At 69.0% G+C, this 14,800-nt stretch carries 16 protein-coding genes; 8 read left to right on the top strand and 8 right to left on the bottom strand.

The window, feature by feature from the left end:
• Positions 1–21: 21 nt before the first annotated feature.
• Positions 22–342, bottom strand: coding sequence for a hypothetical protein (locus tag BJ960_RS09175; protein ID WP_185987066.1), 321 nt, complete (start codon positions 340–342; stop codon positions 22–24).
• Positions 343–572: 230 nt separating this feature from the next.
• On the opposite strand from BJ960_RS09175, the gene BJ960_RS09170 reads away from it, so the two are divergent.
• The 3 genes from BJ960_RS09170 to BJ960_RS09160 all read left to right on the top strand — a co-directional run bounded on the left by BJ960_RS09170 (position 573) and on the right by BJ960_RS09160 (position 3,223).
• Positions 573–2,165: an isocitrate lyase gene (locus BJ960_RS09170; RefSeq protein ID WP_185987065.1), complete on the top strand. Its 1,593-nt coding sequence runs from the start codon at positions 573–575 to the stop codon at positions 2,163–2,165.
• A gap of 153 nt (positions 2,166–2,318) precedes the next feature.
• The gene (locus BJ960_RS09165) at positions 2,319–2,654 is read left to right on the top strand and encodes a hypothetical protein (RefSeq protein WP_185987064.1); all 336 of its coding nucleotides are present in this window, start codon (positions 2,319–2,321) and stop codon (positions 2,652–2,654) included.
• 50 nt (positions 2,655–2,704) lie between these two features.
• A complete protein-coding gene (locus BJ960_RS09160) occupies positions 2,705–3,223 on the top strand; it encodes a mycothiol transferase (RefSeq protein ID WP_185987063.1) in 519 nt (172 codons plus the stop codon).
• 55 nt (positions 3,224–3,278) lie between these two features.
• Here BJ960_RS09160 and BJ960_RS09155 read toward each other — a convergent pair whose 3' ends face one another.
• Both BJ960_RS09155 and BJ960_RS09150 read right to left on the bottom strand, forming a co-directional pair.
• Positions 3,279–3,749, bottom strand: coding sequence for a VOC family protein (locus BJ960_RS09155; protein ID WP_185987062.1), 471 nt, complete (start codon positions 3,747–3,749; stop codon positions 3,279–3,281).
• 81 nt (positions 3,750–3,830) lie between these two features.
• Entirely contained in the window at positions 3,831–4,601 is a 771-nt protein-coding gene (locus BJ960_RS09150) for a DNA methyltransferase (protein WP_307814624.1), read from the bottom strand.
• 78 nt (positions 4,602–4,679) lie between these two features.
• Between BJ960_RS09150 and BJ960_RS09145 the strand changes: the two genes are divergently transcribed.
• A complete protein-coding gene (locus tag BJ960_RS09145) occupies positions 4,680–5,204 on the top strand; it encodes a DUF1648 domain-containing protein (RefSeq protein ID WP_185987061.1) in 525 nt (174 codons plus the stop codon).
• Between the two features lie 30 nt (positions 5,205–5,234).
• Positions 5,235–5,855, top strand: a complete 621-nt coding sequence (locus tag BJ960_RS09140) for a GyrI-like domain-containing protein (RefSeq protein ID WP_185987060.1) — start codon at positions 5,235–5,237, stop codon at positions 5,853–5,855.
• Here the strand turns inward: BJ960_RS09140 and BJ960_RS09135 are convergent.
• The 5 genes from BJ960_RS09135 to BJ960_RS09115 form a co-directional block, all read right to left on the bottom strand.
• Positions 5,852–7,075 carry an MFS transporter gene (locus BJ960_RS09135; protein ID WP_185987059.1) on the bottom strand — a complete coding sequence of 408 codons (1,224 nt, stop codon included), beginning with the start codon at positions 7,073–7,075 and terminating at the stop codon, positions 5,852–5,854. The two genes, BJ960_RS09140 and BJ960_RS09135, sit on opposite strands and share 4 nt — an antisense overlap.
• Entirely contained in the window at positions 7,072–7,641 is a 570-nt protein-coding gene (locus BJ960_RS09130; protein ID WP_185987058.1) for an ArsR/SmtB family transcription factor, read from the bottom strand. Before BJ960_RS09130 ends, BJ960_RS09135 begins: the two co-directional genes overlap by 4 nt.
• A 115-nt stretch (positions 7,642–7,756) precedes the next feature.
• Positions 7,757–8,239: a GNAT family acetyltransferase gene (locus BJ960_RS09125; RefSeq protein ID WP_185987057.1), complete on the bottom strand. Its 483-nt coding sequence runs from the start codon at positions 8,237–8,239 to the stop codon at positions 7,757–7,759.
• Between the two features lie 9 nt (positions 8,240–8,248).
• A complete protein-coding gene (locus BJ960_RS09120; protein ID WP_185987056.1) occupies positions 8,249–8,962 on the bottom strand; it encodes an HAD family hydrolase in 714 nt (237 codons plus the stop codon).
• Positions 8,959–9,723, bottom strand: coding sequence for an alpha/beta fold hydrolase (locus tag BJ960_RS09115; protein WP_185987055.1), 765 nt, complete (start codon positions 9,721–9,723; stop codon positions 8,959–8,961). The genes BJ960_RS09120 and BJ960_RS09115 overlap by 4 nt, the downstream gene beginning before the upstream one ends.
• 146 nt (positions 9,724–9,869) lie before the next feature.
• Between BJ960_RS09115 and BJ960_RS09110 the strand changes: the two genes are divergently transcribed.
• The 3 genes from BJ960_RS09110 to BJ960_RS09100 all read left to right on the top strand — a co-directional run bounded on the left by BJ960_RS09110 (position 9,870) and on the right by BJ960_RS09100 (position 14,746).
• The gene (locus tag BJ960_RS09110; RefSeq protein ID WP_185987054.1) at positions 9,870–10,442 is read left to right on the top strand and encodes an OsmC family protein; all 573 of its coding nucleotides are present in this window, start codon (positions 9,870–9,872) and stop codon (positions 10,440–10,442) included.
• A 22-nt stretch (positions 10,443–10,464) separates the two neighbouring features.
• A complete protein-coding gene (locus BJ960_RS09105) occupies positions 10,465–10,851 on the top strand; it encodes a DUF4260 family protein (protein WP_121072341.1) in 387 nt (128 codons plus the stop codon).
• 169 nt (positions 10,852–11,020) lie between these two features.
• Entirely contained in the window at positions 11,021–14,746 is a 3,726-nt protein-coding gene (locus tag BJ960_RS09100) for an efflux RND transporter permease subunit (protein ID WP_185987053.1), read from the top strand.
• The last annotated feature ends 54 nt before the right edge of the window (positions 14,747–14,800 follow it).

Raw genomic sequence — 14,800 nt, 5'->3', positions numbered from 1 at the left:
TCAGCCAGCGCTACCTCAGCGCTACCTCAGCGGGAGGATTCGCGCCAGGGCCTGGCTGAGGAGCGCGGCAGGGAGAAGGATCGCGGTTCCACGAGCATAGTCGGGGGAACGTAGCGGCTCGCCTGCACCTTTGAGCTCGCGGCGGGCAGCAACGGCCCCGGGCAACATGATCGGCACCGCGGTCGCGGCTCCCGCCGTGTAGCGACGCTGCGCGAGGGAAGCTGCGATGTGGGTGTCACAGGTTGCCGGGAATGCCAGCGCCTCTTCGACGTCGTGCAGGGCCCAGGTGGCGAAAAGCGCGAGCGGACCGCGTACGTTCTCAGCTCGCCTCGGCACTTTCACCGGATACTCCTCGGAGGTCGAGGGGCAGCATGCGTCAGCGTGGTCATGTGGCTATCGTCTGCGCCGCACGCGCCGATTCTTCTAGCGAGTAGAAATACCCGCATATTTCACCCCCGGAATGTGCATCTCGGCCGGTTGCGGGGGTGCAGAGTGAGAAGTAGCCCGCAACGATCACCGAAAAGTGATCTGGCATTCACCACAGATCTAGCAATCACTACAAAGGAGTCACGATGACTGCATTCAAAGACGATCTCGAGGCAGTAGAGGCACTCAAGGCCGAGCACGGCGCCGGCTGGGAGCAGATCAATCCTGAGTACGTTGCTCGAATGCGCGCCCAGAACCGGTTCAAGACCGGTCTCGAGATCGCGCAGTACACCGCCGACATCATGCGCAAGGACATGGGCGAGTACGACGCCGACTCGTCGGTCTACACCCAGTCGCTCGGCGTCTGGCACGGCTTCATCGGCCAGCAGAAACTCATCTCGATCAAGAAGCACCTGAAGACGACGAACAAGCGCTACCTGTACCTCTCGGGCTGGATGGTCGCCGCTCTCCGCTCCGAGTTCGGCCCGCTGCCCGACCAGTCGATGCACGAGAAGACCTCGGTGCCGGCCCTCATCGAGGAGCTCTACACCTTCCTGCGCCAGGCCGACGCCCGCGAGCTCGACCTCCTCTTCACCCAGCTCGACGATGCTCGCGTCGCCGGCGACGAGACCGCGGTCGAGTTCGTGCAGTCGCAGATCGACAACTTCGAGACTCACGTCGTGCCGATCATCGCCGACATCGACGCGGGCTTCGGTAACCCCGAGGCGACCTACCTGCTCGCGAAGAAGATGATCGAGGCCGGCGCCTGCGCCATCCAGATCGAGAACCAGGTATCCGACGAGAAGCAGTGCGGCCACCAGGACGGCAAGGTCACCGTCCCGCACGAGGACTTCCTCGCGAAGATCAATGCGGTCCGCTACGCGTTCCTCGAGCTCGGCATCGATAACGGCGTGATCGTTGCCCGCACCGACTCGCTCGGCGCAGGCCTCACGCAGAAGCTCGCCGTCACGAACACCCCGGGCGACCTCGGCGACCAGTACAACGCGTTCCTCGACGTCGAGGAGATCTCGGAAGACCAGCTCGGCAACGGCGACGTCGTCATCAAGCGCGACGGCAAGCTGCTCCGCCCGAAGCGCCTCGCGTCGAACCTGTACCAGTTCCGGAAGGGCACCGGCGAGGACCGCTGCGTGCTTGACTGCATCACCTCGCTGCAGAACGGCGCTGACCTCCTCTGGATCGAGACCGAGAAGCCGCACGTCGAGCAGATCGCTGGCATGGTTGACCGCATCCGCGAGGTCATCCCGAACGCGAAGCTCGTCTACAACAACAGCCCGTCGTTCAACTGGACGCTGAACTTCCGCCAGCAGGCGTTCGATCAGCTCGAGGCGGAGGGCAAGGACGTCTCGGCGTACGACCGCGACAAGCTCATGGCTGTCGAATACGACGGAACCGAGCTGGCTGAACTGGCCGACGAGAAGATCCGCACGTTCCAGAAGGACGGCTCGGCACGCGCCGGCATCTTCCACCACCTCATCACCCTCCCGACCTACCACACCGCGGCGCTGTCGACCGACAACCTCGCGAAGGGCTACTTCGGTGACGAGGGCATGCTCACCTACGTTCGCGACGTTCAGCGCGAGGAGATCCGCCAGGGCATCGCGACGGTGAAGCACCAGAACATGGCCGGCAGCGACATCGGCGACAACCACAAGGAGTACTTTGCAGGTGACGCAGCGCTGAAGGCGGGTGGTAAAGACAACACGATGAACCAGTTCTAATCCGTCTCCCGGGCTGACGCCCGCACAGACGAACAAATTTCCCGCACACGGGGGTTCGGCTTACGCCGGACCCCCGTGTGTGTTGTCCGGCAGATGCGTGGACCCGATCGGGTCCGCCGACACCGATGCCCAGCGCCATGGAATACTGAGGCTATGCACCGGAAACTCATTGCAGCTGCCTTGGCGGCAGTGCCCGCGCTCGCGCTCGTTGGTTGCTCCACGGTCCCGACAGGGACGGTGACAGTCGAGGTGAGGAGCCTCCCGGAAGACATTGCAGGGAAGCCCATCGACATCACCGTTCGTGCCAACGGTGAGATCTACGAGACGCTGACGCTCGACAGCGGAACGACAATCGCGCTTGAAGAGGTTCCACTCGGTCACACCGAGATCGAAGCGACAGACTTCTGTTCGGTGGCGAGCCAAATGAACGAGCTCAACCCGACGATGCGACTCGTCCTCGAAGACAGCGGCTGCACGCTTACCGGCTGACGGTCTCGCTGCCCTTTCGGATGTCTGCCGACGGGCATATGGTGGCGTACATGGATGCAACAGCGGTACTGATCAACCTCGCCCGTCGCCCACAGGAGGCAGCAGAAATGCTTCGCGGGAAGCTGGAACCCGAACTCCTCAACGCGCACCCGCACCACGACAACTCGATCGCCTGGCTCCTGTGGCACGCCGCCCGAGAGATCGACGTGCAGCTCGCCGCGCTCACCGGAAACGAATCGGTGTGGGTCGCGGAGGGCTACGCCGAAAAGTTCGGACTTGACGTCGAGCCGGGGGATCTCGGGTACGGGCACACGCCGGAGCAGGCGCGGGCCATCGTCGTCCATGATGGCGATCTCCTCATTGACCATCTGAGCGCCGTCGTCGAGGCGCAGGTCGCGTTCATTGCGTCACTCAGCGAGACTGACCTTGCGCGCATCATCGACGAGCGCTGGGATCCGGTGGTGACGCTCGGGGTGCGCCTCGTGAGCATCTCGGCCGACGCCCTCGAACACGTCGCCCAAGCAACGTACGTCGCCGGGATGGGCGACCAGGCTTTCGAGGCTCGGTAGTCCGGCTGCGCGCCCTCGCGCGCAGCTGTTCGACGCGAGTCAGGGCCGCGCGTGTTCAGTGCGCGGGCGTGCCCGACTCGCGCTCGGCAAGCGCAACAATGATGTGTTCTGGCCCTCGCACATAGGCCATGCGCCAGCCGCCGTCGTATTCCCCGATGCCGCCGACAAGACCGTAGCCGTCGGCCGCCAGCTCGCTCACACGCGCATCCAGATCAGAGACCTCGAACGAGACACTGCGGAGGCCGACCTCGTTGGCCATGGGCGCGACGGACCCGATCATGTGCTCCGGGCGCGTAAAGCTCGACAGCTCGATCGCGGTGAACGCACCGCCGCTTGGGCGCCCAGGAATCGAGAGCATGACGATCTCTGAACGCGAATTCGGGATGCCAGTGACTGTGCCGATGAAATCGCCCTCGACGACCGTGCGGCCCTCGACCGCCAACCCGAGGGATTCGAAGAAGGCGATCGCTGGCTCCAGCTGCCGCACCGTGATGCCAATGTGATCGAAGCGAAGGGTCCGTGACATACGTGTATCGTCTCGCTGCGACGAACGCCGGTCAAGGGGCAGCCGGCGGCTCGGTCAGCTGCGGCGTGCCGCCGCGAGCGGCTACGCCCTGCGAAACACCAGCAGGGCGTCGGCGACGAGATCGTGCGGGTACGTGTCCCACCGGATCTCAGTCGTTCCCGCGTGGGCGAGATGACGGTTCAGTGCACGCGTGCAATCTGCGATGAGCGGCGTTGTCGAGCCGCCGTGGCGGATGTCGGCGACGTTCCAGACGACGTATCCGCCGGGGCGCACGAGCCGCGCGCACTGCGCGGCGACGAGCCCGAGCTCGGTGAGGTACCGCTCGTAGTCGCCCCCGTCGCGCTCGTACGCGGTCAGCGGGTCGGCGTCGTGGTCGTTCGCCGTCATGTACGGCGGGGAGGTGAGAATCAGCGCGGCCGAGCCGTCGGAGACGGTGGGTGTCGTTGTGCGAGCGAGACGCAGGAGTTCGCGCGCGTCGCCCTCTACGACGGTGACGGCGGGGGAGGCGCGGCGCACGTGCTCGACGCGCTCGGGGAGCAGTTCAACCCCGAACGCGCGCCGCCCGAGCGCCGCCGCGCGGGCTAGCGTCGTGCCGAACCCGGCAAACGGGTCGATGACGAGGTCGTCCGGCGCGGTGCAGCGCTCGATGATGTGGTTGACGATTGCGGCGATCATGTGCACGTCTTCGTCGGCCGCAGCGGGGCGCTCAGCCTCGAACGTCGAGTGCGAGGCGAACAGGGCCGCATCGAGTGGTGACGCCCCGCCGCCGGGGCCGAGCCGTTCGTCTTCGCGTGGCGTCGCGACGGCCGTGCTCGCGATGCCGGGAGCGCCCGCGCTATGAGTGATGCCCACACTCGCAGTGTATCTCGTGCGCCGCGCAACGGGCGATTTGCGCGACAGGTGTGTGGTGCCCGGTGGTATGGTCGGAAGATGCCAGCAGATCCCGCCGCCTCCGATCCCGTGCGCAGCGCGGCGCGTCGTCGGCCAGGCCGTGACTTCGAGACAGGGTCGGTGACGCGCTGGCTTCGCCGCGCCGCACTCGCGGTGGTAGTGCTCACGTGGATCGGGTTGCTCGTGAGCTACCGCGCGCTGCCAGACGAAGTTCCGACGCACTTCGCGATGTCGGGCACCGTCGACGGCTGGGGGCCGAAGCGATCACTGCTGGCGCTCGGCGGGGTGCTGACCGGGCTCACCGTCGGGACGGCAGGGCTGTCTCGGGCGCCGCAGCTGTTCAACTATCCCGTTGCTATACGGCCCGAGAATGCGCAGGCACTCTATCGCGAGAGCGAACGCATGATGGTGTGGGTGACGCTCGCGATCGCCGTCTTCTTTCCGCTCCTCGTACTGTCCTCGACAAGCGCGATGAATATGGGCGTCCCGATTATGCTGTGCATAGTCGCCACACTCGCGGCAACCGGCGTCGGGATCTCCCGGCTCATTGCCGCCGCACGTTGATCCTTCGTCCGCACCCCCGAGGAGCCAGCCATGACCGAGAAGGTCGACTTCAAGAAGACGCTCAACAGCTACCAGGCCAAGCGTGGCGAGTTCCGCGTGGTCGACGTGCCCGAGCTCCAGTACCTCATGATTGACGGTCACGGCGACCCGAACACGAGCCCCGAGTATGCGGCGGCGCTCGCGGCGCTCTACCCGGTCGCGTACAAGCTGAAGTTCGCGAGCAAGCGAGAGCTCGCACGAGACTACGTCGTGCCGCCGCTCGAGGGGCTCTGGTGGGCCGCCGACATGGAGGCGTTCACCGTCGGGCGCGACAAGTCGCAGTGGGACTGGACGATGATGCTCATGGTCCCGGACTGGCTCGATCGCGCGGCGTTCGAGCGGGCGGTCGCGCTCGCCGGCGAGAAGGACGCTCCCGCTCGGCTTGGCGACGTGCGATTCGACACACTCGCCGAGGGCCTGTGCGTGCAGACTCTGCATGTCGGCTCGTACGACGACGAGGCGCCGGTGCTCGCCGAGATGCACGACGTCGTCATTCCGGGCCGGGGGCTCGCACTGCGCGGGATCCACCACGAGGTCTACTTCAGCGACCCGCGCAAGGTGGCGCCGGAGCGCATGCGCACCCTGCTGCGCCAGCCGGTTACGCCCGCCTAGGCCGTCCCGCGTTCCATGCGGCGCCAGCCGCGGTCGAAGAGCGGCGTCAGCGTGGCGCCCACATAGACGACACCGATCACGGCGAAGCTCGCCCGCACGCCGATGAGTTCGGCCCCAACGCCGCCAAGCAGGCTCCCCAACGGCATGCCCGCCCACGCGCCGGCGGTGACGAGCCCGAGCACCCGGCCGCGAAGCTCCGTCGGGATCCGCTCGAACTGGGCGGCGCCGAGGATCGGGTTGATCGCGCCGGCAGCGAGCCCGCAGACGACGGCGGTCGCGACCATCCCGGGAACCTGGAAGCCCAGGGCCGGGGCGAGCGCGAACGCGCCGGCGACGGTGAAGCACAGGGCGAACGGCACGCGGCGGGGGAGCCGGTGCGCGACGAAACCGAAGCCGACGGTGCCCGCGAGCGCGGCCGCGCCGAAGGCTCCGACGATGATCCCGAGCGGCGCTGCCCCGCCCAGTTCCTCGGCGGCGTACAGCGGCATGAGTGTGCCGGAGCGCGCGGCGTCGAGCGCGTTGGTGAGGAGCACGAGGCCGACGATGCGCACGAGGAGCGGGTCGCGGGTGACGAAGCGGAAGCCGTCTCGCAGGTCCCGCCAGTAGCTCTGCGCGCTCGAGGCTGGGACGGCGGTCGCGGGGAGGCGGACGAGGGTCGCCGTCAGGATCGCCGAGGCCGCAAACGCCGCCGCCGTCACATACAGCGCCGGGTACGGACCGACCGCGGCGACCAGGATCCCAGCGAGCGGTGCCCCGAGCAGCGAGGACAGGCGGCTCGTGCCGTCGAGGAAGCCGATGGAGCGCTCGATGGGCAGGCCCGCCCGCTCCGACAGGGGCGGCAGGAGGACCCGCCTCGCGGTCTCGCCGGGGGAGTCGAAGAGCCCGCCGAGGAAGACGAGCGCGATGAGGGCGGGAAACGGCAGCGCGCCCGCCCCGGCGAGGAGCGGGATGAGGGCGAGCGTGGCGCCGCTGATCACGTCGGCGAGCGCGGCAGATCGCACGTGGCCGATCCTGTCGATAATCGCTCCGCCAAACGTCCCGCCGATGACGACCGGCGCCGTGGTGGCGGCGGCCGCGAGGCCGACCTCGAGGGCGCTCCCGCCGGCGCCGAGGATCGCGAAGGGGACTGCAAAGACGGTGACCACGTTGCCCGTCCGGGACAGCGCATGGCTGGCGAGCAGCGCCTGGAGCGGCAGGGCGCCGTGCCGCCACCCGCTCATGGCTGTTTGTAGCCCTGCGCGAGGAAGAAGACCGTGGCGGCGCTCTCGTTGCCAGCGTTGCGCGCGCTCTCGGCGAGCCAGCGTTCCTGGAGCGCCTCGATCTCGCCGCCGAGTGCGGCGAGCTGGGCTGGGGTGAGCCGAAGCGCGCGGTCCGTCGTGAACCCGGCCTCGACCCACTCGGGCGCGAGGTCCGCGGCGGAGTCGATGTAGTCCGTGAGCCGCGACGCGTAGGCCTGGCCGAGGGACCTGAACATGTCCCGCTGTGCGGCGAGCCGTTCGGGCTCGCGCGCGAACTCGGCGGTGTCCCACACCGTCGTCTCGTGGGTAGCGCGCCACCAGCGCTGGCGGCGGTCGGTGCCCTGCCCCTCCGCCTCCTCGATGAACCCGGCCGCGGCGAGCGTGCGCAGGTGGTAGCTCAACGAGCCGGGAGCCTCGTCGACGAATTCCGCGAGGTGTGCCGCGGTCTGCGGGCCGTGCTCGCGGAGGAGCGCGAGGAGCTGCAGTCTGGTCGGGTGCGCGAGGGCGCGCATGTGCGACGCCCGGTGGAGGTTCGGTTCGGTGGCCATGCAGCGAGCATATCCCACAACGAGTATTGCGCAACAGTTCTTGCGTAAATGATCGAGGGTCGACGATACAGGGTGGGTGCCCAGGAGAGGCGGGCAGCAGGGGCCGCTCGGGCGGCTATTTCGCGTCGTCGATGAGGCGCTTGCCGAGGACGAGCACGTCGTTCGTTTCGTAGCCCAGCGCGGTGTAGAACCCGACCGCCGCGGAGTTCTCGGAGCGCACCATGAGCTGCGCCTTCGGGCAGCCGATCGCGGCGAGTCGACGCTCCACTTCCGAGACGAGCGCTCGGCCGACGCCTGCACCGCGCACCTCGGGAGCTGTCGCGAGGTAATACATCCAGCCGCGGTGGCCGTCGAACCCGGCCATCACCGTCCCGACGAGCGCGGCGCCGTCGCGGGCGTCGCCCGCCGGTTCGCGTTCCGCGACGAGGAAGAGTTCGGGCTGCGCCCCGAGGCTCCGGGCGATATCCGCCCGCGGGTCGTTCCACGGGCGCGTGAGCCCGCACGTCTCCCACAGCGCGACCGCGGGCTCGGTGTCGGATGCGCGAAACTCCCTGAGTCGAATCGGCTGCGTCCCGTGTGGCTCTCGCGTCGTCGTCATCGACCCAGCCTAGGGGAGTGCGGCGGCGCGCACGAGCGCGGGGAGCTCTGCGAGCGCGACCGGGCTGCGGCCCGGGCCGGGTGCGCCGACGTAGGCCCCCCGCATTCCGACGGCGCGTGGGCCGGCAACATCCGCGTCCCAGGTGTCGCCGACGAAGAGTGTCTGCCGGGCGGCGCCGCCGGTCCGCTCAAGCGCGATCTCGTAGATCCGCGGGTGCGGCTTGCGCCACCCGGTTTCGATCGACGTCACGACGTCAGCGAAGTACCCGCCGATACCGAACCTGTCGAGTTGACGCTGCACGAGCGTGGGATGGTGCGTGTTGCTCACCACCGCGAGCGTGTGGTCGCGGGCGAGATCGGCGAGGCACTCGGCCGCGGCGTCCGCGAGCCGAACGTTCGCGACCCAGGCCGCGAGGTAGTCGTCGACGAGGCGCTCGAGCTCGTGCTCGCCGGCGGCCTGGCCCGGGGCGCGCACAAGCTCGGCGTAGCGGCCAGCGATCTCCAGCATCGAGCACTCCCTGCCGGAGGCGCGCGCGGCGTCGTCGAGCTCGCGCCAGGCGCGGTCCCAGAGGTCGCTCGCGGCGCTCGCGTCGAGGCCAGCGCCCGCCCGCATCGCGAACTCGTGCGGTGCGTTCCGCACCGCGGGGTGCACCGACGGGTCGTAGTCGACGAGGGTTCCGAAGAAGTCGAAGAAGACGTGCGTCGCGGGGAGGGATGCGCTCACGACGCGTCTGGTCCGGTCCGCCCGGCTTCCACCTGGGCGAGCAGCCCGCGAACCTCGTCCGCGATGCGGTCTGGCCTGGTGAGCGGGGCGTCGTGCGCGGCATCCGGCACGACCACGAGCGAGCTGTGTGGCAGCGCCTCGTGCGTGTGGTCTGCTGACTTCCGCATGAGGCCGCGCTCCCGCGCGCCGACGACGACGGTCGCGGGTCCGGCGAAGTGGCGCCAGCCCTCCGGGAGCGTGAACCCGATATTCTCCCGCACGCTGGCCACGAGCGTGTCCGTGGTCATCGTGCGGCTGTCCTCGATGTAGCGCTCGAGCAGTGTCTCGGGCACCCCGAGCTGCTTCGCTTGGAGCCGCGCGAACCATTCTCGCCGCGCCAGCGGGGCGGAGGCCCGGAGGAGCGCGAGCGTCGCAGCCTGCGCCGGCGCCGGCACGGTTTCCCCGCTGATGATCAGCGCCGCGCGGATGAGGCTCGGGTGGTCCGCGGCCAAGCGGAGGGCGAGCTGGGCGCCGAGCGAGAACCCAACGACGGTTACGCCGCCCTGGGCGCGATCCCGAATGAGCGCGACGAGCCTGTCGACGGCGTCGTCGTGCGACGTGTACTCGACCGAACTGCTCGTGCCGTGCCCGGGGAGATCGGGCACGATCGAGCGGACAGTGCCCGCGAGTTGCGCCACGACCGGCTGCCACATCCAGCCCGAGACGCCGCCGCCGTGCAGGAAGAGCACGTCTGATCCGGATCCCGAAATCATAGTGTTCATATTCCCGAAGCATAACAGCGGCAGGCCCTGGGCATGGGGTGGCGTGTGTGACGCCGCGCGACGTACTGTTGCGGCGTGTTTCGCGATGTGTCGGACTGTGTCGACGGCTGCTGCGCTGCGCGACACGCGCCGGTAGCGTGACCGCCATGACTACGCAGACTCTCGCCCCCGAACGCCCCACCACCATCGCGATCCCCGCCATCTCAGCGGCAGAACGCGCCGAACGCCTCGGCGACGCTGGCGCCGCCTGGGGGAAGCGCATCGACCAGAACCGCGACTCCGCGAAGCTCACCTACCGGGTGGAGGGCATCGCCGAGGGCGGAGTGGCGACGCGCGTGCGCGCAGGCAAGCACGAGTTCGTCATCGACGAGCCGGCCGCGCTTGCGGGCGACGACGTCGCGGCCAGCCCTGTCGACTACGCGCTCGGCGCGCTCGTCGGCTGCCAGGTCGTCGTCTACCGGCTGTACGCGCAGGCGCTCGGGATCCAGGTCGACGACATTCACGTCACCGCCGAGGGCGACCTCGACGCCGCCCGCCTGCTCGGTAAGGACGACTCGGTGCGGCCTGGCTTCAGCGGCGTGCGCCTCAACGTCGAACTCACCGGACCAGAGACGCAGGAGCGCTACGAGCAGCTCCGCGACGCCGTCGACATCAACTGCCCCGTGTACGACCTGTTCGCGAACCCGACCCCTGTCGTCGTCTCAGTCACGAAGGGATAGCCTGACCCCATAGCATTGACCCATGGGTTATTCGCGTGTGGTTTGGGGCATGAGCGCCCTGCTCTGGCTGATCATCACCGTCCTGTGGTGCGTGTGGTTTGGGTGGCCGGCGACGCTCGTCGCCGTGATCTTCGCGATCCTGCCCGACATCGCCCTCGTCGGCGCGTTCGCGAGTCAGGGCAAGCTGAAGCCCGAGCGGGTGGCCTTCTACAACACGATGCACAACGCGCTCATCGCGGTCGGTGTCCTCGTCGCAGGGTTCGCCGTGTTCATGCTCACTGGCGGCATGGACGGGGGGATCTGGGCGATCGGCCTGGCTGGCCTCGCCTGGTTTGTGCACATCGCGGCGGACCGCGCGTTCGGGTTCGGGCGGCGCGACGCCGACGGCAGCATCATCCCGGTCGCATAGGCACGCTGTCCCATAGGCAGCCAATAGCGGTCGCCTGCAGTCCACCCTGCGAACGCGGCGAAGATCATCCCGTGGGTGGATGGACGTCGTACCTGGGTACGACGCGGTGCGAATTGTGGTGCGGACAGACTGGATCGGTACGTGAGTCCGACCCTGCCTGAAAGGCGCTATGACCCCGCTCACCCGACTCAGCCTGAAGAACCGCCTGATCGTTGGCCTCGTGACCCTTGGGGTTGCGGTGCTCGGCATCATCTCGATGGGGGCGCTCAAGCAAGAGCTCATGCCGTCGATGAAGGTGCCGATGGCGTACGTGTCGGTCCAGGCCGACGGGCTCGCCCCCGAGGAGCTGGTGACGGCGGTGACCGAGCCAGTCGAGCAGGCGTTGAAGTCGGTCCCCGGCATCACGAGCGTCAACTCGGACACCTCGAGCGGCTACGCGATGATCATGGTGGAGTGGCCGTTCGACGAGGACGCTGACGAGACCGTCCGCACCATTCGCGCGACGCTCGATGCGCTGAAGCCGAGCTTCCCCGGCGGCGCCGAGGCCGAGGTCTTCTCCGGCGGCGCCGACGACATGCCCGCGATGATGCTCAGCGCCGGCACGAGCGGCGATGCGGCCGAGTTCGGTGACGCGCTCGAGCAGCGCGTCGTTCCCGCGCTGCAGGCGCTCCCCGGTGTGCAGAAGGCGACCCTGTCGGGGCGAGAGGATCAGCGGATCGTCATCGACCTGCGCCCGGGCGACGTTACCAAGCTGAAGGTCGAGCCCGCCGCCGTGCAGGCGGCGCTGCAGGCGAACGGCGCGACGCTGCCCGCGGGCCAGGTCGATGGCGACGCCGGATCGATCCCGATCGCGGTTGGCACCCCACTCGCCACCGTCGAGGAGATTGCGGCGCTGCCCATCGCGACCGAGGACGGCGTCGTGCGCGTCTCCGACTTCGCCGACGTCCGCACCGAGACGATTCCAGCCGAGACGATCTCGCGGGTCAACGGGAAGCCGGCGCTCACGCTCCAAATCATGCCATCGCGCGGCGCCAACGTCGTGCAGATCTCGCACGCGGTCACCGCCGAGCTCGACCGGCAGGCGCCCGGGCTGAAGGCCGAGTTCGTGACGATCTTCGACCAGGCCCCGTTCATCGAGCAGTCGATCCACGACCTCGCCGTCGAGGGTGGCCTCGGGCTCGGTTTCGCCGTGCTCGTGATCCTCGCGTTCCTCGCGTCGTGGCGGTCGACGATCATCGCGGCGGTCTCGATCCCGCTCTCGCTCCTCATCACCCTGATCGGGTTGCAGTGGAGCGACAACACGCTGAACATCCTCACGCTCGGCGCGCTCACGATCGCCATCGGCCGCGTCGTCGACGACTCGATCGTCGTGATTGAGAACATCAGCCGCAGACGGGGGACCGGGCCGCTGACGATCGAGGGCGTCGTCGCCTCGGTGCGCCAGGTCGCTGGCGCGATTACCGCGTCGACGCTCACGACCGTCGCAGTATTCCTGCCGATCGCGTTCGTCTCCGGCATGGCCGGTCAGCTGTTCCGGCCGTTCGCGATCACCGTGTCGATCGCCCTCGTCGCGTCGCTCGTCGTCGCGCTCACCATCGTGCCCGTGCTCGCGTACTGGTTCATGCAGAAGCCGCCGAAGCGTGGCCACGGCGTGGCTGACGAGCACGCCGATCCCGACCACGTGCCGTCCGAACTCGACGAGATCCACACCGCGCCGGACCGTCTCCAGAAGGCGTTCATGCCCGCGCTCTCCGCGACCCGCAGGCACCCGGTGATCACGCTCGTGAGCTCGGGACTCATCCTCGTGCTCACCCTCGGGATGACGGCGTTTCTGAAGACCGACTTCCTCGGATCGTCGGGGCAGGAGAGCCTGCAGCTCACGCAGACCGCGAAAGAGGGGGCGACCGACCTCGTCGCCGAGGCCGAGCCTGTCGAGCGGGCGCTCGCAAAGGTCGACGGGGTCCGTGACGTCATGACGTCGATCCCCGTCGGAGCCGAGGGGGAACCGACGATCTCTTACGACCTGCAGCTCGCCGACGGTGCGGACGTCGCCCAGGTGACCGACGCGGTGCAGGGCGCGCTCGACTCGCTCGAGGACGCCGGGGAGCTCCGGCTCCAGACCCAGGACGCGTTCGTCGGCGATGCCGGCGGAGGCGGGATCGCGTTGCAGATCCGTGGCACCGACCACACCGCGCTCCGCGAAGCGAGCGAGATGCTCGAGAAGGAGCTCGCCGAGGCCGCGGGCGTGCAGAGCGTCGTGAGCGATATCAGGGGCGAGCAGCCCGTGATGCGCGTGACGCTCGACGACGCGAAGGCGACCCGCCTCGGGTTCGACCGCGCGGCCGTCGCGAAGGCCATCCAGGATGCGATGTCGGGGGAGACCATCGGCAGCCTGATGCTCGCGGGGGCCGAGCGCGACATCGTGCTGCGCACCCCCGGCACCGACTACACGGCGGCGACAGTCGGCGACCTGCTGCTGCCGGTCACGCCGCAGCAGACGGCGATCGCGCAGAAGGCCGCGAGCGACGCGCTCCAGGAGAAGGCAGACGCGGAGGCCGAAGATCAGCGCCTGCAAGCCAACGCAGAGCTCAGCGACCAGATCTGGGAGGCCGGCAACCAGCGCGCGGAGCTCGTGCAGCAGCTCGGCGAGCTTAACGCGCAGCTCGCCGCGCTCACCGCGGCGCCCGTCACGCCGTACCCACCGCTCGACCCGAAGGAAGTCGGCAAGCAGCAGGCCGCCCAGGAACGAGCCGAACAGCTCGCGGGCCTGCAGGGCGCGATCGAGGGGGCCCAGAGCGGGATCGCCGGGATCGACGAACAGATCGAGGCGCTCAGGCAGAGTCAGGCCGACGCCGCCCAGGCGCTCGTCGACCAGCAGGCCGCCGAGGCTGAGGCCAAGGCCGCGACCGAGGTGACCGGTGCGCCGCTCAAGCTCTCCGAGGTCGCCTCGGTCGAGGAGGAACTGACGGCGCCCGTGATCACCCGCGCTGACGGCGAACGCCAGGTCGTGCTCTCCGTGATGCCGAAGACTGGGCAGCTCGACGCGGCGAACCGGGCCGTCGAGCAGGCGATCGCGACGACCGACCTGCCGGCAGGTGTCAGCTTTGAGCTTGGCGGCGTGAGCGCGGAGCAGGACGAGGCCTTCGGGCAGCTCGGCGTGGCGATGCTCGCCGCGATCATGCTCGTGCTGCTGGTGATGGTCGCGACGTTCCGCAGCTTCCGTGGCCCGCTCGTGCTCCTGATCTCGATCCCGTTCGCCGCGACCGGCGCGATCCTCGGCCTGCTGATCACCGGGGTGCCGCTGGGGCTGCCGGCGCTCATCGGACTGCTCATGCTCATCGGTATTGTCGTGACGAACGCGATCGTGCTCATGGACCTCATCAACCGGTTGCGCGACGCCGGCGCCTCCCTCGACGAGGCCGTCGAACACGGCACGCGACTTCGGCTACGCCCGATCCTGATGACCGCCGCCGCGACGATCTTCGCCCTCGTGCCCATGGCGCTCGGCCTCACCGGGGGCGGCGTGTTCATCTCGCGGCCGCTCGCGATCGTCGTCATCGGCGGGCTCGTCTCGTCGACGCTGCTCACCCTCATTCTCGTGCCGGTGCTGTACACGCTGGTCGAGCGCAGGCGTGAGCGGAAGCTCGCGAAGCGCGCCGCCAAGCGTGCGGCGCGCGCCGGCGCCGCCGGTGAGGCGGCGCAGGCTGGCTCGGTGGCGGCGAACGGAGACGCGGCCGCGTCCGACGCGGCGGCGTCCGGCGGGGCGGCACCCGGGGCCGCGGCCCAGGACGCCGCGGTCCCGGGCCCGGACGACGACACCCGAGCGCTCACCGAGGTACTCGGCCTCGACGATAGTGACGGCGTTGCCGGAAGCGACGGCGGTCGCAGGCCGTAGCCGCGAGGGCGTTGACTGCGACGCCTCCCCGGAGCGCCGACGCGCACCGGGGAG

The organism is Leucobacter aridicollis, assembly GCF_013409595.1.
In the GTDB taxonomy this organism is placed as follows: Bacteria; Actinomycetota; Actinomycetes; order Actinomycetales; family Microbacteriaceae; genus Leucobacter; species Leucobacter aridicollis.
The sequence above is the reverse complement of the archived record's forward strand: the minus strand, read 5'-3'. Positions and strand labels throughout refer to the sequence as shown.